At 69.1% G+C, this 19452-nt stretch carries 15 protein-coding genes and 2 pseudogenes; 10 read left to right on the top strand and 7 right to left on the bottom strand.

What is annotated here, in order from left to right:
• Nucleotides 1-4: 4 nt before the first annotated feature.
• Nucleotides 5-326 (bottom strand): annotated as a pseudogene (locus tag OHT21_RS17845) (Scr1 family TA system antitoxin-like transcriptional regulator); the annotation flags it as partial.
• 6 nt (nt 327-332) lie between these two features.
• On the opposite strand from OHT21_RS17845, the pseudogene OHT21_RS17840 reads away from it, so the two are divergent.
• Nucleotides 333-1010 (top strand): annotated as a pseudogene (locus tag OHT21_RS17840) (hypothetical protein); the annotation flags it as partial.
• Nucleotides 1011-1158: 148 nt separating this feature from the next.
• On the opposite strand, the gene OHT21_RS17835 reads toward OHT21_RS17840, so the two are convergent.
• Together OHT21_RS17835 and OHT21_RS17830 are read right to left on the bottom strand one after the other, a co-directional pair.
• Complete coding sequence (locus tag OHT21_RS17835; RefSeq protein ID WP_328769312.1) at nt 1159-1470, bottom strand: hypothetical protein; 312 nt, start codon at nt 1468-1470, stop codon at nt 1159-1161.
• A gap of 24 nt (nt 1471-1494) precedes the next feature.
• A complete protein-coding gene (locus OHT21_RS17830; protein ID WP_328769311.1) occupies nt 1495-3189 on the bottom strand; it encodes a sodium:solute symporter family protein in 1695 nt (564 codons plus the stop codon).
• Nucleotides 3190-3380: 191 nt separating this feature from the next.
• Between OHT21_RS17830 and galT the strand changes: the two genes are divergently transcribed.
• Genes galT through galK form a run of 3 tightly spaced genes read left to right on the top strand, consistent with a single transcriptional unit; the run spans nt 3381 to nt 6552 of the window.
• Nucleotides 3381-4445, top strand: a complete 1065-nt coding sequence (gene galT / locus OHT21_RS17825; protein WP_328769310.1) for a galactose-1-phosphate uridylyltransferase — start codon at nt 3381-3383, stop codon at nt 4443-4445.
• Nucleotides 4442-5410 carry a UDP-glucose 4-epimerase GalE gene (galE, locus tag OHT21_RS17820; RefSeq protein WP_328769309.1) on the top strand — a complete coding sequence of 323 codons (969 nt, stop codon included), beginning with the start codon at nt 4442-4444 and terminating at the stop codon, nt 5408-5410. Before galT ends, galE begins: the two co-directional genes overlap by 4 nt.
• On the top strand, nt 5407-6552 hold the full coding sequence (gene galK, locus OHT21_RS17815) for a galactokinase (protein WP_328769308.1): 1146 nt from the start codon (nt 5407-5409) through the stop codon (nt 6550-6552). Before galE ends, galK begins: the two co-directional genes overlap by 4 nt.
• On the opposite strand, the gene OHT21_RS17810 is transcribed toward galK, so the two are convergent.
• A complete protein-coding gene (locus OHT21_RS17810) occupies nt 6545-6988 on the bottom strand; it encodes a GNAT family N-acetyltransferase (protein ID WP_328769307.1) in 444 nt (147 codons plus the stop codon). The genes galK and OHT21_RS17810 overlap by 8 nt on opposite strands.
• A gap of 268 nt (nt 6989-7256) precedes the next feature.
• On the opposite strand from OHT21_RS17810, the gene OHT21_RS17805 reads away from it, so the two are divergent.
• A complete protein-coding gene (locus OHT21_RS17805; protein WP_328769306.1) occupies nt 7257-8030 on the top strand; it encodes a response regulator transcription factor in 774 nt (257 codons plus the stop codon).
• A 146-nt stretch (nt 8031-8176) separates the two neighbouring features.
• On the opposite strand, the gene OHT21_RS17800 is transcribed toward OHT21_RS17805, so the two are convergent.
• Nucleotides 8177-8674: a MarR family winged helix-turn-helix transcriptional regulator gene (locus OHT21_RS17800; RefSeq protein WP_328769305.1), complete on the bottom strand. Its 498-nt coding sequence runs from the start codon at nt 8672-8674 to the stop codon at nt 8177-8179.
• A 114-nt stretch (nt 8675-8788) separates the two neighbouring features.
• On the opposite strand from OHT21_RS17800, the gene OHT21_RS17795 reads away from it, so the two are divergent.
• The 4 genes from OHT21_RS17795 to OHT21_RS17780 all read left to right on the top strand — a co-directional run bounded on the left by OHT21_RS17795 (nt 8789) and on the right by OHT21_RS17780 (nt 14483).
• Nucleotides 8789-9601, top strand: a complete 813-nt coding sequence (locus tag OHT21_RS17795; protein ID WP_328769304.1) for a trans-aconitate 2-methyltransferase — start codon at nt 8789-8791, stop codon at nt 9599-9601.
• A gap of 126 nt (nt 9602-9727) precedes the next feature.
• Nucleotides 9728-11155, top strand: a complete 1428-nt coding sequence (locus tag OHT21_RS17790; RefSeq protein WP_328769303.1) for an alpha/beta hydrolase family protein — start codon at nt 9728-9730, stop codon at nt 11153-11155.
• Between the two features lie 79 nt (nt 11156-11234).
• On the top strand, nt 11235-12080 hold the full coding sequence (locus OHT21_RS17785; protein ID WP_328774132.1) for a PaaX family transcriptional regulator: 846 nt from the start codon (nt 11235-11237) through the stop codon (nt 12078-12080).
• Between the two features lie 327 nt (nt 12081-12407).
• Complete coding sequence (locus OHT21_RS17780) at nt 12408-14483, top strand: glycosyltransferase family 4 protein (protein WP_328769302.1); 2076 nt, start codon at nt 12408-12410, stop codon at nt 14481-14483.
• A 54-nt stretch (nt 14484-14537) separates the two neighbouring features.
• Here OHT21_RS17780 and OHT21_RS17775 read toward each other — a convergent pair whose 3' ends face one another.
• Together OHT21_RS17775 and OHT21_RS17770 are read right to left on the bottom strand one after the other, a co-directional pair.
• On the bottom strand, nt 14538-15209 hold the full coding sequence (locus OHT21_RS17775) for a TetR/AcrR family transcriptional regulator (RefSeq protein ID WP_165344273.1): 672 nt from the start codon (nt 15207-15209) through the stop codon (nt 14538-14540).
• Nucleotides 15206-16216 carry an acyl-CoA desaturase gene (locus OHT21_RS17770; RefSeq protein WP_328769301.1) on the bottom strand — a complete coding sequence of 337 codons (1011 nt, stop codon included), beginning with the start codon at nt 16214-16216 and terminating at the stop codon, nt 15206-15208. Before OHT21_RS17770 ends, OHT21_RS17775 begins: the two co-directional genes overlap by 4 nt.
• 373 nt (nt 16217-16589) lie before the next feature.
• Here OHT21_RS17770 and ppc point away from each other — a divergent pair, with 373 nt between their 5' ends.
• Nucleotides 16590-19322, top strand: a complete 2733-nt coding sequence (gene ppc / locus OHT21_RS17765; protein WP_328769300.1) for a phosphoenolpyruvate carboxylase — start codon at nt 16590-16592, stop codon at nt 19320-19322.
• The last annotated feature ends 130 nt before the right edge of the window (nt 19323-19452 follow it).

The raw sequence follows: 19452 nt of genomic DNA, 5'->3' as shown, positions 1-19452 counted from the left end.
CGCCTCACAGGTCCTTTGCCATCTTCCGGATGAAGTCGCGCGACTTTCCGGGGCTGAGTGATGCTGCCTCCACTTCACGGAAGAGCGTTCGGAAGTGAGTCAGTTGGGCCTCGGAATCGACGAACGCAGTGCCGTGCGGTGCGTCGCGTACGACGGTGTCCAGGCGAGGCACGGGCCCGCCCAGGTAGCCCATCGCACCACCGGCGCCTGCGAAGCCGTCCAGGTCGAAGGGGATCACCCGAATCGTGACGTGGTCTGCCTCGGAAAAGCAGGACGCGCTCCAACTGGCTTCGTGAGACCGTACGGTCACCCACCCGGATACGCAGTTTGACTATCTGCTTGTGCTGGAGTCCCAGAGGGAGAAGGACGAGAGGAAGCGGGGGAGTTGGCCGTACTACCTCTCGTATCTCTACGAGAAATACCGCGTCGAGCCGGTGCTGATCGTCATGACCCAGAGCCGTGCCACCGCACGGTGGGCCGCCCAGCCCATCCGGTTCGGTCTGCCGGGCTGGTCCTCGCTCGTCGTACGGCCGCTCGTCCTCGGGCCGGACGACGTGCCGGTGATCGCGGACGAGGCGGAGGCGGCGCGGGACGTCACTCTCGCGGTGTTCTCGGCGATCACACATGGCAAAGGGCCGGGTGCCGTTGCGATGCTGGGACCACTCGCAGCGGTTCTGGAGACCGTGGATCCCGACAGCGCGGCGATGTTCGCGGAGCTTGTCGAGTCAGGCCTGGTCGATGCGCAGGCGAAGAAGATCTGGAAGGAGCTGATGATGCCGGTGAACTACTTCTTCAAGAATCCGGTCGCCGTGAAGCTGCGTGAAGAGGGCCGGGTAGAAGACCGCATCGAGATGACGCTGAGAATCCTGGAGTTGCGTGGCCTTCAGGTACCCGACTCGGTCCGGCTCCGAGTCGAGGCGTGCTCCGACCTGGACCAGCTCAAGGCCTGGTCGGAACGGGCCGTGCACGTGGCCGACGCGGCGGATCTCTTCGACGGCGACGGAGTCTGAGACAGACACCGGGGTCCCGGAGTGTGACGGGAACCCGTGGAAGTTGCCTCCGGAGTGACCGACCCGGCCGTTCTGTCCAACCCCGAACAGCCGTACAGGGCCGAAGTCACCCCAGTGAACTCCGGCCCTGCACAAGGTCACTGCCTAGTTACTCGGTGCCCTTGTCGGCCTCTGGCGGAAGCTGCTCCGTGTCGACCGGTGGCGGTGTCGGCCGCAGCCACAGCCACACCAAAAAGAACACCCCCAGGCCGAGCATCCCCAACCCCGTCCACAGGTTGATGTTCACGCCCTCCGCCTTGTCCAGGTCCGTGTCCGAGACCGTGAGTCCGGCGATCGTGACGATCACGCCGTAGATCACGAAGAGGGCGCCGATGATGCGGCGGATGTCGAAGAGCCGGGCGGCGGTCGCGGACTTGCGCTCCAACTCCTCGACCTCGTGCTGGTACTCGTAGTCGCTCATGGTGGTGCCTCAGCTCCGCTGGTTTCAGAAGGAGAAGGGGATGTAGCAGGCCGCGGCCAGGACGATCGCTCCCCAGCCCAGCAGGGCGGGCTTGCGGTACCAGGCCTCGTCGCCCGCGGCGGGCGGCTCGTCCATGCCGGGCGAGCGGGTGCCGTATACCAGTCCCTGGAGTTCGGACTCCGGCTTCGGCGCCGTGAAGAGCGAGACCGCGAACATCACCACCGCTCCGGCCACGAAGCCGGCGATCGCCGAGACGAAGTTGGCGCCCTGGTCGGAGGGGATGTCGATGACGCCCTGCTTGTAGATCACGAAGTAGTTGATCATCGCCGCCGTGGTGCCCACGAGCAGTCCCCAGAACCCGGACTTCATCGACGCCCGCTTCCAGAACAGGCCGATGATGAAGACCACGAACATCGGCACGTTGAAGAAGGAGAACAGCGTCTGCAGGTAGGCCATGATGTTCGAGAAGGACGACGCCAGGAACGCGGTGCCGATCGAGGCGAGTACACCGATCGCGGTGATCAGCCGGCCGAAGCGCAAGTAGTACGCGTCGTCGCGGCCCTTCACCACGTACTTCGCCCAGATGTCGGACGTGAAGACCGTGTTGAAGGAGGAGATGTTGGCCGCCATGCCCGCCATGAACGCCGCCAGCAGACCGGTCACCGCGATCCCGAGCACACCGTTCGGCAGCAACTGCTCCATCAGATAAGGGATCGCGTCGTTGTAGGTGAGGTCCGAGTCGGGCGTGCCGATGTTCGGGACGAGGGCGGCGGCGATCAGACCCGGAGTCATCACCACGAAGACGATGAAGATCTTCGGGAACGCGGCGATCAGCGGCGTCCGCTTGCCCGCGCTGAGGTTCTTCGCCGACAGGGCGCGCTGCACTTCGGCGAAGTTGGTCGTCCAGTAGCCGAAGGAGAGGACGAAGCCGAGGCCCAGCACGATGGTCAGCCAGTTGGCGCCCAGCGGATTGGCGTCTCCGATGCCCGTACCGCCCCACGCCGTGACGAAGTCGGCGCTGTGACTCTCGGTCAGTGAGTCGGTCAGGCCACCCCAGCCGCCGACCCTCTTCAGTCCGAGGAGGGTGAGCGGGATGAGCGCGGCGAGGATGACGAAGAACTGGAGCACCTCGTTGTAGATCGCCGAGGACAGACCGCCGACGGTGATGTACGCGAGGACGAAGACGCCGGCGACGACGATGGACACCCACTGCGCCCAGCCGAGCAGCGCCTCGACGACGATCGCGAGGGCGTAGAGGTTGACGCCCGCGATGAGGATCGCGGCGAAGGCGAACAGGACCGAGCTGAGCAGATGCGCCGACTTGTCGAAGCGCAGCAGCAGGAACTCCGGTACGGAGCGCACCTTCGACCCGTAGTAGAAGGGCATCATCACCAGGCCGAGGAAGACCATGGCGGGGATGGCGCCGACCCAGTACCAGTGCACGGTGTACGCGCCGTATTGCGCACCGTTCGCGGCCATGCCCAGGATCTCGGTGGCGCCCAGGTTGGCCGCGACGAACGCGAGACCGGTGACCCAGGCGGGCAGGGAGCGCCCGGAGAGGAAGAAGTCGAGACTTGTCTTGACCGACCGGCGGGCGGCGAAGCCGACGCCTAAGACGACGACGAAGTAGATCGCCAGGATCGTGTAGTCGAGCCAGTTGGTGGGGAGCCGGAGTTCTTGAGCGAGATGGGTGGGGGGCAGATGTGTGGGGTTCTGCATGAGAACTCGCTTCGTTGCGTGCACAGATCAGGGCGGAAATTACGCCGCCCGCTTCAAGAATTGAACAGCCGCGATGGGGATCTTTGTTTGATTGTGATGTTGACTGGCGTGAGGAATTGTGGTTTGTTGTGTTCAGTTCTGTTGGATGAGTGCGCCTAGAGAGCGCGGCGCAGGAGGAAGGGCTCGGTTCCGTGAAGAAGACCTCGACCCGGCTGGCCGACGGTCGTGAGCTCATCTACTACGACGCGCGCGATGACGCGGTCCGCGACGCGGTCGACCGCAGACCGCTCGACCCGACCGTCACCACGTCTGAGGTGCGCCGCGACCCGCTGCTCGGCGACTCGGTCGCGATCGCCTCGCACCGCCAGGGCCGCACCTACCATCCGCCGGCGAACGAGTGCCCCCTGTGCCCGTCCGAGGGTGACCGCCTCAGCGAGATACCGGACTCCTCGTACGACGTCGCCGTCTTCGAGAACCGCTTCCCCTCCCTCGCCGGCGACTCCGGCCGCTGCGAGGTCGTCTGCTTCACCTCCGACCACGACGCGTCCTTCGCGGATCTGACGGAGGAACAGGCAGGCCTCGTCCTGGAGGCCTGGACCGACCGCACCGCCGAGCTGTCCCATCTCCCCTCCGTGGAGCAGGTCTTCTGTTTCGAGAACCGCGGCGCCGAGATCGGCGTGACCCTCGGACATCCGCACGGCCAGATCTACGCGTACCCCTTCACCACCCCTCGTACGGCCCTGATGCTGCGCTCACTTGCCGCGCACAAGGAGGCGACCGGCGGGGAGAACCTCTTCGACGACGTGGTGGCCCGCGAACTGTCCGACGGCGACCGGATCGTGCTGGACGCCGAACACTGGGTGGCCTTCGTGCCGTACGCGGCGCACTGGCCGTACGAGGTGCACCTCTACCCGAAGCGGCGGGTGCCGGACCTTCTGGGACTCGACGAGGACGCCCGCACAGAGTTCCCCAAGGTGTATCTGGAACTCTTGAGGCGCTTCGACCGGATTTTCGGCGAGGGTGAGTCTCCGACGCCGTACATCTCCGCCTGGCATCAGGCGCCGTTCGGCACGCTGGAGGAGTTCGAGGGTGTCAGCCGTGACGACTTCGCGCTCCACCTGGAGCTTTTCACCATTCGCCGCACTTCCGGCAAGCTGAAGTTCCTCGCGGGTTCCGAATCCGGCATGAGCGTGTTCATCAACGACGTGCCGCCGGAGACCGCGGCGCAGCGACTGCGAGAGGTAGCGAGTTCATGAGTGGGAAGTACCTGGTCACCGGCGGCGCGGGCTATGTCGGCAGTGTGGTCGCACAGCATCTGCTGGAGGCGGGCCACGAGGTCGTCGTCCTCGACAACCTCTCGACCGGCTTCCGCGAGGGCGTGCCCACCGGTGCTTCCTTCATCGAGGGCGACATCCGGGATGCCGCCAAGTGGCTGGACTCCTCCTTCGAGGCCGTGCTGCACTTCGCCGCGTTCTCGCAGGTCGGCGAGTCGGTCGTCAAGCCCGAAAAGTACTGGGAGAACAACGTCGGCGGCACGATGGCCCTGCTCGAGGCCATGCGCTCCACGGGCGTCCGCAGGCTCGTCTTCTCCTCCACCGCCGCCACGTACGGCGAGCCGGAGGAAACCCCCATCGTCGAGTCCGCGCCGACGGCGCCGACGAACCCGTACGGCGCCTCGAAGCTCGCCGTCGACCACATGATCAGCGGCGAGGCGGCCGCCCACGGCCTGGGCGCGGTGTCGCTGCGCTACTTCAACGTGGCGGGTGCGTACGGCAGTTGCGGCGAGCGCCACGACCCCGAGTCGCACCTCATCCCGCTCGTACTCCAGGTAGCCCAGGGCAGGCGCGACGCGATCTCCGTCTTCGGCGACGACTACCCGACGCCGGACGGCACCTGCATCCGCGACTACATCCACGTCGCGGACCTGGCGGAGGCCCACCTGCTGGCCGTCGAGGCGGCCACCCCGGGCGAGCACCTGATCTGCAACCTCGGCAACGGCAACGGCTTCTCGGTCCGCGAGGTCATCGAGACCGTCCGCCAGGTCACCGGGCACCCGATCCCCGAGGTCGTGGCCCCCCGCCGCGGCGGCGACCCGGCCGTGCTGGTGGCCTCCGCCGAGGCCGCTCGTGAACGGCTCGGCTGGACCCCGTCCCGCGCGGACCTCGCGGGGATCGTGGCGGACGCGTGGGCGTTCGCGCAGAACAGGAAGAGTGGTTCGTGAGCATCGCCGAGAAGTTCGAGGAGCTGTACGGGAGCGCCCCCGAGGGTGTCTGGGCAGCGCCGGGGCGCGTCAACCTGATCGGTGAGCACACCGACTACAACGACGGCTTCGTCATGCCCTTCGCGCTGCCGCACACCACGGTCGCGGCGGTGTCGCGGCGCACGGACGGCGTGCTCCGGCTGCACTCCGCCGACGTCGAGGACGGCGTCGTGGAACTGCGCGTCGACGAACTCGCCCCGCTGTCCGACACGGGCTGGACGGCGTACCCGGCGGGCGTGGTGTGGGCACTGCGCGAGGCGGGCCACGCGGTGACCGGCGCGGACATCCATCTGGCCTCGACGGTCCCGACGGGCGCGGGCCTGTCCTCCTCGGCGGCCCTGGAGGTCGTCACGGCCCTGGCCCTCGACGAGCTCTACGGACTCGGCATCGAGCGCCCGCAGTTGGCCCGCCTGTGCCAGCGCGCCGAGAACATGTACGTCGGCGCCCCCACCGGGATCATGGATCAGACGGCCTCGGCGTGCTGCGAGGACGGCCACGCGCTGTTCCTCGACACCCGTGACCTGGCCCAGCAGCAGATCCCCTTCGACCTCGCGGCCGAGGGCATGCGGCTGCTGGTCGTCGACACGCGCGTCAAGCACGCCCACAGCGACGGCGAGTACGGCAAGCGGCGGGCGGGCTGCGAGAAGGGCGCAGCCCTGCTCGGCGTGACCGCACTGCGGGATGTGGCGTACGACGAACTGGACGCGGCCCTGGAGCGGTTGGGCGACGAGGAGGAGGTGTGCCGTCTGGTGCGCCACATCGTCACCGAGAACCACCGGGTGGAGCGGGTCGTGTCGCTGCTGAAGGCGGGCGACACGAGGGCGATCGGCCCGGTGCTGAACGAGGGCCACGCCTCGCTGCGCGACGACTTCCGCATCTCCTGCGCGGAGCTGGACCTGGTCGTCGACACGGCGTTGTCGGCCGGCGCGGTGGGTGCCCGCATGACGGGCGGCGGCTTCGGCGGCTCGGCGATCGTCCTCGTCGAGTCCACGGACGCGGAAACGGTCACCAAGACGGTGGAGGAAGCGTTCGCGGCAGCCGGGTTCACGGCTCCGCGGGTCTTCACGGCGATCCCGTCGGCGGGCGCGCGGCGCCTCAGCTGAGCTGCTTCGTCAGCGTGTACTCCGTAACCCCCGGCGGATAGTCGGGGATCACGCACACCACCTCGTACCCCCGCTTCTTGTAGAACTCCGGCGCCTGGAAGTCCCACGTCTCCAGGCGGGCGGCGTGGCAGCCGCGCTCCGTCCGGGCCAGGGTTTCGGCGCGGGACAGCAGGTGGGTGCCGAGGCCCGTGCCGCGGTGGGGGGTGTCGACCCAGAGGTACGTGACGTGCAGCCACGTCGCCCAGGTATGGCCGACGAGGCCGCCCGCGAGCTCGCCCTGCTCGTCCAGCGCCCAGAGGTGGAGCGGAAGCTCGCGTTCGTCGGGGGTTCCGTGGAGAGCACGGAGTACGGGAGAGGCCGCCGTGTTGGCGTCCCGGAGTCGGGAACGCAGCAACTTGCTGAACTCTTTGTCGACTCCTGTCTCAATACGAAACATAAGCCTCACCATAAACGTGCTGGACAATCAGTTCTGCAAATCCTCTTCCGCTCCCGCCCCCCGGCCTTACCCTGATGAGCAGCACCGGTGGGGGCCGGTGTTGATCAGGGGGCGAGAGAAGTCGGGTACGACGCCCGGAGTGGGGGTAGCAGTTCCAGCACGGCGGCGGCCGTGTGGCTGCGGCTCCCCCGTCCCGGGGTCCTCGGGGTCCCGGAACACTCCGGGCGCCGTACCTGCGTCGGTCGTCCCCCGACCAGTGGGGGTTTCAGTGGTTCGCATCCGTGTCCTGGTCGTCGACGACCACCGCATCTTCGCCGAGTCTCTCGCCGCGGCCCTGGCCGCCGAGCCCGACGTCGACGTGTCCGCGGCCGGCAGCGGCCCCGCCGCGCTGCGCTCTATGGAGCGCGCGGCGGCGGAAGGCCGCAGATTCGACGTGCTGCTCGTCGACGCCGACCTGGGCGGCAATGTGCCCGGCGTCCGCCCGGCCGTCTCCGTGCACGACAACAACGAAGAAGGCCTGGTCGACGGCATCTCCCTGGTCGCGGGCGTCCGTTCGGGCCACCCCGGCGTCCGTACCGTCGTCCTCGCGGAAAAGGACGACTCGCGCCGCGCTGCCCTCGCCCTGCAGGCCGGGGCCTCGGGCTGGGTCGCCAAGGACTGCTCGCTGTCGAGGCTGCTCACGGTCATACGAGGCGTACTGCGGGACGAGACCCATCTGCCGCCCGCCCTGCTCACGGGCGTCCTGCGCGAGCTGACCGCCGCCCGCAAGCACCGCACCGAGAGCGAACAGCTCGTCGAGTCCCTCACACCGCGCGAGCGCGAGGTGCTGCGGTGCATGGTCGCGGGTCTGGGGCGCAAAGCCGTCGCCGAGCGCCTGTTCCTGTCCCCGCACACCGTCCGCACCCATATGCAGAACGTGCTCGGGAAGCTGGGCGTCCACTCCACGCTGGCCGCGGTCGCGCTAGCCAGGCGGGCTGGGGTGGGGCCGGTGGATCTGGGGCCTACCGGCCGGATCATGCCGGAGGAAAGCAGCAGCGCCTGATCAACACCGCTGAGCGCAACGCCCCAAAGGGGCGCGGGGCTGTGACATATGCGGCTCCGCCGCGTGGGCGCGACCAGCCACGACGGCACGGCAGGCAACCGGCGGCACAGCGTGGCACCATCCACACGGCTCTCCCAGCGGAGCGCCTAGCCGGGGATGTTGTCGAACGGGGCGGTCAACTGGCGTAGCAGCCCGGCCAGTTCACCGCGCTGCGCACTGCTGAGCTCCGCCAGAAGCGCCCGCTCCTGGTCGAGGAGCGCGGCGAGCGCCTGGTCCGCGCGGTCCCGCCCCTCGTCGGTCAGCCGCACCAGCACGCCCCGGCGGTCGTTGGGGTCGGGGAGGCGCTCCACCAGGCCCTTCTTCGCCAGCCGGTCGATACGGTTCGTCATCGTGCCGGACGTCACCAGGGTCTGGGTCAGCAACTGGCCGGGGGAGAGCTGGTACGGAGCCCCGGCCCGCCTCAGCGCCGTAAGGACGTCGAACTCCCAGGGCTCCAGGCTGTGTTCGGAGAAGGCAAGGCGGCGTGCGCGGTCCAGATGCCGGGCCAGCCTGCTCACCCGGCTGAGCACTTCCAACGGCTCCACGTCGAGGTCCGGGCGCTCCCGGCGCCACGCTGCGACCAGCCGATCGACCTCGTCCTCCATAGCGATCAGTGTAGTGGTTGTGTCGACGTGAAGTCTCTTGACGTCAAGATAGTGCGGATGTGAGGCTGAGGATTCCCGCCGGTCCCTCTCGGTTCGCTTCAAGGAGGCCCCGCCATGCCTGCCGCCGCCACTCCCACCTGGGACCCGAGCCAATACCTGCGCCACGCGGACCATCGCGCCCGCCCCTTCGCGGACCTCCTCGCCCGCGTCCCGGAACTGCCCACCGACCCGCCCCGCATCGCCGACCTCGGCTGCGGCCCCGGCAACATGACCCGCCTCCTCGCCGACCGCTGGCCCACCGCGCACATCACCGGCTTCGACAACTCACCTCAGATGCTCGCCCGCGCCGAACCCCTAGCGGGCCCCACACCGGGCGGCGGCCACCTCGACTTCGCCGCCGGGGACGCCGGGACTTGGGCGCCGGCAGAGCCGTACGACCTGATCGTCAGCAACGCCACCCTGCAGTGGGTACCGGATCACGTAACCCGCTTCCCTGCTTGGGTGGATGGCCTCGCCCCGGGCGGCACCCTCGCCTTCCAGGTGCCCGGCAACTTCGACGCCCCCAGCCACCGCCTGATGCGCGAACTCGCCCAGTCCGCGCGCTGGAAGAACCGCCTGGCCGGAACCCTCCGCCACGACGACGCGGTCCACGAGCCCGCCGACTATCTGCGGGCCCTCGCCGAACTCGGCTGCGACGCCGACGTCTGGGAGACGACATACCTGCATCTCCTGACAGGCGTGGACCCGGTCCTGGACTGGGTGAAGGGCACGGGTCTGCGCCCGGTCCTGACGGAGTTGGGCGAGGAGGCGGAGGCTTTCGTCGCCGAGTACCGCGACCTGCTCCGCGAGGCCTACCCGCCCGCGCCGTACGGCACGGTCTTCCCGTTCCGTCGCCTCTTCGCGGTGGCGCGGAAGGCGGACGCCTGATCCCGCCGAGCCGAGCCGCAACGGCAGTCACCCACGCCCGGCGGCCAATGTTGTGCAGAATGTTGACCGCCACCATGAGCGCGCCTACCTTCGCGGTGTCCCGCCCCCCACTCAAGGGAGACCGCGATGCCCCGGCCCTTAGTCGCATCCCCCCGCACCCGCGCTCGTACGTCATTGCCGCGCACCACCGCTTTCGCGGTCGCCCTCCTGCTCGCCACCTCCGCCGTCCCCACGGCCTCCGCGTACGCCGCCAAAGCGCCGGCCGAGCACATCGAGGGCACCCTCCCGTCCGGCGCCAAGTACGTCATGGACAAGCCCGCCGACTGGAACGGCACCGTGCTGCTTTTCAGCCACGGCTACCGGCCCGTCGGCTCGCCCCTCGCCGCGCAGAACGCGCCCGACGACGGGACGAAGGCGCTTCTCCTCGAGAAGGGTTACGCGCTCATCGGCTCCTCGTACGCCACCAACGGCTGGGCGGTGACGGACGCCGTGCCCGACCAGCTCGCCACCCTCGACGTGTTCACCGAGTGGGCGGGTAAGGCACGGCGCACGCTCGCCTGGGGGCAGTCGTACGGCGGACTGGTCACCACCGCCATCGCCGAGCGGCACCCCGGGCGCATCGACGGCTCGCTGGCCATGTGCGGGCTGGTCCACGGCGGCGTCGCCAACTGGAACAACACCCTCGACCCCGTCTTCGCCCTCAAGACCCTCCTCGCGCCCGGCTCCTCCGTCGACCTCGTCGGCTTCCCCGATCAGGCCTCGGCTGCCGCCGCCGCCAAGACGATGAGCGCGACCGTCACCGACGCCCAGGCCACACCCGAGGGCCGCGCCCGTATCGCCCTCGCCGCCGCACTCCACAACCTCCCCGGCTGGAACGACCCCGCGCAGCCCAAGCCCGCCCCGGACGACTGGAACACCCAGCAGGCCAACCAGTACCAGGCCCTCCAGGGAATGCTGAGCCTGCCCGCGTTCAGCTGGCGCCAAGAGGCCGAGAGCCGGGCCGGCGGCAACATGTCCTGGAATACCGGCGTCGACTACACGAAGATGCTCCGCCGGTCGTCGGTGTACAAGGAGGTCACCGAGCTCTACAAGGACGCCGGCCTGTCCCTGAAGAAGGACCTGGGCGCCCTGAACCGGGCCCCGCGAATCAGCGCCGACCCGGCCGCCGTCGACTGGATGAGCCGCACCAGCGCGTTCACCGGCCGGCTGCACAAACCGCAGCTCACCATCCACACCACCGGCGACGCCCTCGTCCCCGTACAGGTCCAGAGCGCCTACCGCAGGGCCGCCACCGCCGGGGGCTCGTCGGCGCTGCTGCGTCAGGCGTACGTCGACAACCCCGGCCACTGCACCTTCAGCCCGGCCGAGCAGACGGCCGCACTGCACACCCTGGAGAAGCGGCTCGACAAGGGGCGCTGGCACGGCACGGATCCCGCGTCGCTCAACGCCACGGCCGCCGCGGCCGATCCCACGACGCCGGCCCGCTACATCCCGTACCGGCCGGCGCCGTATCCCCGCCCGTACGACCTGGCCCATCCCGGCGACGGTCAGTGACAAGTGCGTACGGCCGCTTGCGCTTTCGCCGGCGCGGGCGGTCGTACCCTTTACCGCTGTGGAGGACGACGACCTGGACATGACGGCTACGACGGACACAACGGACATCGTTGAGGCCCCGCAGTTGCGCCCCCAGTCGCTCGTGCTCACCTTCTTCGGCAACCACGTCCTGGACGAAGGCGACCTGTGCGTCTACTCCGGCAGCATCATCGATGTGCTCGCCCGGGTCGGGACGGGGGAGCAGGCCGTACGTTCCACGCTGACCCGGATGGTCAACCGGGGCCTGCTACGGCGCCAGCGCGAGGGCCGCAAGATGTTCTTCGGGCTCACCCCGCAGGCGGTCCGCATCCTGGAGGACGGCGGACAGCGCATCTGGCGCGACGGCGCGGTCAACGAGGACTGGGACGGCACCTGGACCCTGCTCGGCTTCTCCCTCCCGGAGTCCTGGCAACGCCAGCGCCATGACCTGCGCTCCCGGCTGACCTGGTCCGGCTTCGGCGCCCTCTACAGCGGGCTGTGGATCGCCCCCGGCCACGCCGATGTCCGCGACGCCGTCTCCGAACTCGGGCTCGACGCCCACGTCAAGGTCTTCCACGCCCGGGCCGACGCGTTCACCGACGTCGGCCTGATGATCCGCGAGAGCTGGGACCTGGAGAGCATCGCGGCGCGGTACGTCGCCTTCGACAAGCGGTGGGCCGCCGTGCCGGCGCCGGTCGATCCGGTCGCGACGCGGCTGCGGCTGGTCGCCGAGTGGCTGCGGATCATACGTACGGACCCGCGGCTGCCTGTGCAGCATCTCCCTCCGGAGTGGCCGGCCCGGCAGGCCCAGGAGACGTTCCGTCGAATAGCGGAGGAGACGGCGGGGTCCGCTGCGCGGATGGCTGCGGAGCTCTTGGAGACGGTTCCGCTGCGTTCGGCTTCGTAGCTGGCCAAATAACTGGCTTGTTTCTGGCGCAACCTTTTCTTCCCTCCCCGCTCATCAGATGGAACCGTTCCGCTTTCTACTAGACCCGCCGAACGTATGCCATGCGTCACCTGTTACTTCGCTGTGAATTCAGGTGGCGTTTGCTATGGTTCGAAGCCGCAGGGGGGTCTGTGACCAGGCGTGATGATTCTCGCCATCCTTTTTGCTGCCTTTTTCTGGTGGCTTCGGCCTGCCCTGTTGTTGTTTCCGCGGAGCGGCTCCGCTTCCTGAAAGGAATTCTTCGGTGGTATCCAGACTCCGGATTGTTCGAGTGAAGCCGAGAACGCCGTGAAGATCGCTTTCCTGATCAACAATGCGTATGGGATCGGCGGAACCATCCGCTCCACGGCGAATCTCTCGGCCGCGTTCGCTGAACGGCACGACGTCGAGGTCGTCAGCGTCCACTGCTTCCGCGACGCACCGGCGCTGTCCTTCGATCCGCGCGTCCGCGTGACCTCGCTGATCGAGATGCGCGAGGGCAACCCCGGCCACGAGGGCGATCACCAGCTCGCCAAGCTGCCCGGCACGATGTTCCCCTACACCGGCGCCACCGCGAACCTGGCCTACACCGCCCTCCAGGACGAACGCATCGGCGGCTTCCTCGCCCGTACCGACGCCGATGTCGTCATCGCCACCCGCCCGGACCTCAACGGCTACCTCGCCCGCGACGGCCGCCGTCGCTACCTCCGCGTCGGCCAGGAGCACCTCAGCCTCGACCAGTTCGAGGAACCGCTGCGCACCAACCAGAACAACGCCATCGCCGGCCTCGACGCCTTCGTCACCGTCTCCGAGGCCGACGCCGCCCAGTACCGCGCCGCCCTGCCCGATGTCACCACGACCATCGTGTGCGTCCCCAACGGCGTACATGCCTCGGCCGTCGAAGGGTCCTCGCTCGACTCCCGGGTCATCGTCGCGGCCGGCCGGCTCATCCCCATCAAGCGATACGACCGGCTGATCTCGGCCTTCGCCAAAGTCGCCGCGGAACATCCCGGCTGGACCCTGCGGATCTACGGACGCGGCCCGGAGAAGGCGAGCCTGCGCGAGCAGATCGAGCGGCTCGGGCTGTCCGATCGCGCGTTCCTCATGGGACCCGTGTCGCCCATCGAGACCGAGTGGGCCAAGGGCGCCATCGCCGCCGTCTCCTCCGACATGGAGTCGTTCGGGATGACGATCGTCGAGGCCATGCACTGCGGCGTCCCGGTCGTCGCCACCGACTGCCCGCACGGGCCCGGCGAGATCATCACCGACGGCCAGGACGGACTGCTCGTACCCCTCTCCGGTGACGTCGACGCCTTCGCCGACGGACTGAAGCGCCTCGTCGCGGACCCCGCGCTGCGCCGCAAAATGTCCGGCGAGGCCCGGGAGAAGGCCGCGACCTACGCCCCTTCCGTCATCGCCCGCCGCTACGAAGCCCTCTTCGACGAACTGTCCCGCAAGCGCCGCCGCACCCTGGCCGGTGGAAGCACGGCCCTGGTCCGACGCCTGAGCCGCACCGTCCGGCCCCGCCCGGCCGCGCCCACCGCCCTCCCGGGGAGCACTCCGCCGCCCGCCGCGCACGCCCGCGCGACCGCGGAAGGCGGCCTGACCGTCCTGCTGAAAGTGGCCGAACTGCCCGCCGGGCCACTGGACTTCGTCCTCCGGCTGCGCCGCGACCCGGCCAAGCGGGAGGTCCGCCTCCCCGTGCTCCCGGACCCGGACTCCCCGGACACCGGCGCCCGCGTCACCCTGCACCGAGCCGAGCACAGCCTCGCCGAGGGCCGCTGGGACTGCTACGTCGCCCCGCGCGGCAACGGCTCCGGTACGCGGCTCACCGCACGGCTCGTCGAGCAGGCGCCGCTGCTCGGAAGATCCATCGCTGTGCGCGAGTCCGACGGCGTGAGCGCGTGGATCCCGTACACCACCGCCGACGGCTTCCTCGCCCTGCGCACCTGGCTGCGGCCCGCCCATGCCGAGGTCGAGCGGATCGAGGCCGGCGAGCGCTCGGTGTCCGTCACCGTTGTGGTGCACGGCCTCGCGAGTGGGGCTGGGGTCACGGTGCAGGCGGTGTCCCGGACGGAGCGCGCGTACGACTTCTCCGTGGCCGCCCGTCCCGCAGGCGCCGACAGCTTCCGCTTCACCGTCCCGTACGAGGAGGTCATGGCCCGGCGCACCGGGGAACAGGACCTCTGGGATCTGCGGCTGTCCACCGCCGACGGCACCATCCCGGTCGGCCGGATCAGCGGAGACATCGTGGAGCGCAAGAAGACGGATGTCGTACCGGCGACGGTCCTCGACCACCCCGAGCGTGGCAGCACCCGGATCAGACCGTACTTCTCCGCCACCAACGACCTGGCACTGAGCGCCCGCGACGTCGAGGACGACTGAGGCCGGGCGGGCTGAGGGGGCCGACTGAACGCCCGGCCTCCTCAGCCCTCCCCTTCAGCTCTTCCGGTGGCCGATCAGGCGCGGCTTGGCCTCCAGCCCGTCCAGGCCGTGCCAGGCCAGGTTCACCAGGTGGGCGGCGACCTCTGCCTTCTTCGGGCGGCGTACGTCCAGCCACCACTGTCCGGTCAGGGCGACCATGCCGACCAGGGCCTGGGCGTACACCGGCGCGAGCTTCGGGTCGAAGCCGCGGCTCTTGAACTCGCGGCCCAGGATGTCCTCGACCTGCGTCGCGATGTCGGAGATCAGCGAGGCGAAGGAACCCGTGGACTGGGGGATGGGGGAGTCACGGACGAGGATGCGGAACCCGTCCGTGTACTCCTCGATGTAGTCGAGCAGCGCGAACGCCGCCTGCTCGCACAGTTCGCGGGGATGGCCGGCCGTGAGCGAGCTGGTCACCATGTCCAGCAGGCGCCGCATCTCACGGTCCACCACCACCGCGTACAGCCCCTCCTTGCCGCCGAAGTGCTCGTACACCACCGGCTTGGAGACCCCGGCCTTCGCCGCTATCTCCTCCACCGACGTGCCCTCGAAGCCCTTGGCGGCGAAGAGCGTGCGGCCGATCTCCAGCAGCTGCTGGCGCCGCTCGGCCCCCGTCATCCGGGTCCGGCGCGCGCGCCGCGGCTTTTCGTTGCTGGAAGTGCTGGAGTCGGCCACGCCGTCAATCATGCCGCCTCGGCGGTCTCCTGCTTACCTCGGGAGCGCTTCGCCTCCGGGTCCCGGCGGGAATCGATACGCGAGCGTGACGGCCAGCGCACGTCGTACGCCCAGCCGAACTGCTCGAACCAGCGGATGATCCGCGCCGAGGAGTCCACCTGACCGCGCTCCACGCCGTGCCGGGCCGACGTCGGGTCGGCGTGGTGCAGGTTGTGCCAGGACTCGCCGCAGGACAGTACGGCCAGCCACCACACGTTGCCCGAGCGGTCACGCGACTTGAAGGGGCGCTTGCCCACCGCGTGACAGATCGAGTTGATGGACCAGGTGACGTGATGCAGCAGCGCCACGCGAACGAGTGAGCCCCAGAAGAAGGCCGTGAACGCGCCCCACCAGGACATCGTCACCAGACCACCGATCAGCGCCGGCAGCGCCAGCGAGAGCAGGGTCCACCACACGAACTGGCGGGAGATCGCACGGATCGCCCCGTCCTTGATCAAATCCGGCGCGTACTTGTCCTGCGGCGTCTGCTCCTCGTCGAACATCCAGCCGATGTGAGCCCACCACAAGCCCTTCATCAGGGCGGGGACGGTCTCCCCGAAGCGCCACGGGGAGTGCGGGTCGCCCTCGGCGTCGGAGAACTTGTGATGCTTGCGGTGGTCGGCGACCCAGCGGACCAGCGGGCCCTCCACAGCCATCGAGCCCATGATCGCGAGCGCGATCCGCAGCGGGCGCTTGGCCTTGAAGGAGCCGTGCGTGAAGTAGCGGTGGAAACCGATGGTGATGCCGTGGCAGCCGAGGTAGTAGAAGAACACCAGCAGACCGAGGTCCAGCCAGCTCACCCCCCAGCCCCAGGCCAGCGGTACGGCCGCGAGCAGCGCGAGGAACGGGACGGCGATGAAGAGGAGAAGCGTGATCTGCTCGATCGACCGCTTCTGCTCGCCGCCCAGCGTGGCGGAGGGGATCGGGGTGTCGTTGTGCGCCTTCGGGGCGTCGTCGATCACATCGGAGCTTGTGGTCATGGGGCGTCCCCTGTGGGGTTCGTGGATTGTGACGATGCCGGATGTACGGGCATACAGAGCCGTTTGTCATGCCTACGGTTCCGTAACCTACGGCGTCGTAAGTATGGCAGCGCACAGCCCGGCGGCAAGAGGCCGAGAGTCTGCGCGTCCGCATCGAGACCTATCCTTGGAATCGTTCGGACAGCGCGGTCCGCTCTGTTTCTTAAGTTCCCGGATGCCTTCCTGCTATGCGGCCACGGCGGCCGCAGGCCGATGGCTGCCCGGGGGCCTCCCCTCAGCCGAGCCTCAGATGACCCCACCCGTCTCCCGCCACCACCCTTCTACGGATTCGCTGACGCGACCGCCTTCTGATTCACTGCAAGGAGCCGCACCTGTGAGCAGTGCCGACGACCAGACCACCACGACCAGCAGTGAGCTGCGCGCCGACATCCGCCGCCTGGGCGACCTGCTGGGCGAGACCCTCGTACGCCAGGAGGGCCCCGAGCTCCTCGAACTGGTCGAAAGGGTGCGCCGCCTCACCCGCGAGAACGGCGAGGCCGCCGCCGAGCTGCTGCGCGGCACGGAACTGGAGACCGCCGCCAAGCTGGTCCGCGCCTTCTCCACGTACTTCCATCTCGCGAACGTCACCGAACAGGTGCACCGTGGCCGCGAGCTGCGCGCCAAGCGGGCCGCCGAGGGCGGACTCCTCGCCCGTACCGCGGACCGGCTCAAGGACGCCGACCCCGAGCACCTGCGCGCGACCGTACGGAACCTGAATGTTCGCCCGGTCTTCACCGCTCACCCGACCGAGGCCGCCCGCCGCTCCGTCCTCAACAAGCTGCGCCGCATCGCCGCCCTCCTCGAGACCCCCGTCATCGAGGCGGACCGCCGCCGCTACGACACCCGTCTCGCCGAGAACATCGACCTCGTCTGGCAGACCGACGAACTGCGCGTCGTACGCCCCGAGCCCGCCGACGAGGCCCGCAACGCGATCTACTACCTCGACGAACTGCACGCCGGCGCCGTCGGCGACGTCCTAGAGGATCTGACCGCTGAACTGGAGCGCGTCGGCGTCCAACTTCCCGACGACACCCGCCCGCTGACCTTCGGCACCTGGATCGGCGGCGACCGCGACGGCAACCCGAACGTCACCCCCCAGGTGACCTGGGACGTACTGATCCTCCAGCACGAACACGGCATCAACGACGCCCTGGAGATGATCGACGAACTCCGCGGCTTCCTCTCCAACTCCATCCGCTACTCGGGCGCCACCCAGGAACTCCTGGACTCCCTCCAGGCCGACCTGGAAAACCTCCCCGAGATCAGCCCCCGCTACAAGCGCCTCAACGCCGAAGAGCCCTACCGCCTCAAGGCCACCTGCATCCGGCAGAAGCTCGAGAACACCAAGCTGCGCCTCGCCAAGGGCATCCCGCACGAGGAAGGCCGCGACTACCTCGGAACCTCCGCCCTCCTGCGCGACCTCACCCTCATCCAGACGTCCCTACGCGAACACCGCGGCGCCCTGTTCGCCGACGGCCGCATGAACCGTACGATCCGCACGCTCGCCGCCTTCGGCCTCCAGCTCGCCACCATGGACGTACGGGAACACGCCGACGCCCACCACTACGCGCTCGGTCAGCTCTTCGACCGGCTCGGCGAGGAGTCCTGGCGTTACGAGGACATGCCGCGCGAGTACCGGCACAAGCTGCTCGCCAGGGAACTGCGCTCCCGCCGGCCGCTCGCGCCGACTCCCGCCCCGCTGGACGCGGCCGGGCAGAAGACCCTTGGGGTGTTCGAGACGGTCAAGCGGGCGCTCGAGGTCTTCGGGCCCGAGGTCATCGAGTCGTACATCATCTCCATGTGCCAGGGCGCGGACGACGTGTTCGCGGCCGCCGTCCTCGCTCGCGAGGCCGGGCTGATGGACCTGCACGCGGGCTGGGCGAAGATCGGCATCGTGCCGCTCCTGGAGACGACGGACGAGCTGCGCGCGGCGGACACCATCCTGGAGGGCATGCTCGCCGACCCTTCCTACCGGCGGCTGGTCGCGCTCCGCGGCGATGTCCAGGAGGTCATGCTCGGGTACTCCGACTCGTCCAAGTTCGGCGGCATCACGACCTCCCAGTGGGAGATCCACCGCGCCCAGCGGCGGCTGCGCGACGTCGCCCACCGCTACGGCGTACGGCTGCGGTTGTTCCACGGCCGGGGCGGCACCGTCGGCCGGGGCGGCGGTCCCACGCATGACGCGATTCTCGCCCAGCCCTGGGGAACCCTCGAAGGCGAGATCAAGGTCACCGAGCAGGGCGAGGTCATCTCCGACAAGTACCTGATCCCCGCGCTGGCCCGGGAGAACCTGGAACTCTCCGTCGCCGCCACCCTCCAGGCCTCCGCCCTCCACACGGCCCCGCGCCAGCCCGGCGACGCGCTCGCGCGCTGGGACGCCGCGATGGACGTCGTCTCGGACGCCGCCCATGCCGCGTACCGCCGCCTGGTCGAGGACCCGGACCTGCCCGCGTACTTCTTCGCCTCCACGCCGGTCGACCAGCTTGCCGAACTCCACCTGGGCTCCCGGCCGTCGCGGCGGCCGGATTCCGGCGCCGGCCTCGACGGGCTGCGGGCCATCCCCTGGGTCTTCGGCTGGACCCAGTCCCGGCAGATCGTGCCGGGTTGGTTCGGCGTCGGCTCCGGACTGAAGGCGCTGCGCGAGGCGGGCCTCGACTCCGTCCTGGAGGAAATGCACGAACAGTGGCACTTCTTCCGCAACTTCGTGTCCAACGTAGAGATGACGCTGGCCAAGACGGACCTACGGATCGCCGGCCACTACGTCGACACCCTGGTGCCGGACGACTTGAAGCACGTCTTCGACACGATCAAGGCGGAGCACGAACTGACGGTCCGCGAGGTGTTGCGGATCACCGGCGGACGCGAACTCCTGGACGCCCAGCCGGTCCTGAAGCAGACCTTCACGATCAGGGATGCCTACCTGGATCCGATTTCGTACCTTCAGGTCGCCCTGCTGAAGCGCCAGCGAGACGCGGCGGCTTCGGGAGCGGACCCGGATCCGCTCCTGTCGCGAGCGCTGCTGCTTACGGTGAACGGGGTGGCGGCGGGGTTGCGTAACACGGGGTGACGGACGGCTTGGAGGGGCGGCGGGGGGCGGCGGCAGGCAGGTTCTCGCCCCCGCCGCCCCTACCCGTCCCATCCCCGGGGCGTTGCCCCGAACCCCACCAGGGGCTGCGCCCCTGGACCCCGCTGGGGCT

The sequence above is a fragment of the Streptomyces sp. NBC_00286 genome, from assembly GCF_036173125.1.
In the GTDB taxonomy this organism is placed as follows: Bacteria; Actinomycetota; Actinomycetes; order Streptomycetales; family Streptomycetaceae; genus Streptomyces.
Note: the sequence above shows the minus strand (reverse complement) of the source record. Positions and strands in the feature narration are given on the sequence as shown.

What these genes read in the sequence shown, in the direction of transcription:
- OHT21_RS17775 (WP_165344273.1), bottom strand. Translation starts at nt 15,209, where the DNA reads ATGATTGACGGCGTGGCCGACTCCAGCACTTCCAGCAACGAAAAGCCG.
- OHT21_RS17795 (WP_328769304.1), top strand. Translation starts at nt 8,789, where the DNA reads ATGCCTGCCGCCGCCACTCCCACCTGGGACCCGAGCCAATACCTGCGC.
- OHT21_RS17810 (WP_328769307.1), bottom strand. Translation starts at nt 6,988, where the DNA reads ATGTTTCGTATTGAGACAGGAGTCGACAAAGAGTTCAGCAAGTTGCTG.
- OHT21_RS17835 (WP_328769312.1), bottom strand. Translation starts at nt 1,470, where the DNA reads ATGAGCGACTACGAGTACCAGCACGAGGTCGAGGAGTTGGAGCGCAAG.
- OHT21_RS17785 (WP_328774132.1), top strand. Translation starts at nt 11,235, where the DNA reads ATGACGGCTACGACGGACACAACGGACATCGTTGAGGCCCCGCAGTTG.
- OHT21_RS17830 (WP_328769311.1), bottom strand. Translation starts at nt 3,189, where the DNA reads ATGCAGAACCCCACACATCTGCCCCCCACCCATCTCGCTCAAGAACTC.
- OHT21_RS17770 (WP_328769301.1), bottom strand. Translation starts at nt 16,216, where the DNA reads ATGACCACAAGCTCCGATGTGATCGACGACGCCCCGAAGGCGCACAAC.
- OHT21_RS17800 (WP_328769305.1), bottom strand. Translation starts at nt 8,674, where the DNA reads ATGGAGGACGAGGTCGATCGGCTGGTCGCAGCGTGGCGCCGGGAGCGC.
- galE (WP_328769309.1), top strand. Translation starts at nt 4,442, where the DNA reads ATGAGTGGGAAGTACCTGGTCACCGGCGGCGCGGGCTATGTCGGCAGT.
- OHT21_RS17790 (WP_328769303.1), top strand. Translation starts at nt 9,728, where the DNA reads ATGCCCCGGCCCTTAGTCGCATCCCCCCGCACCCGCGCTCGTACGTCA.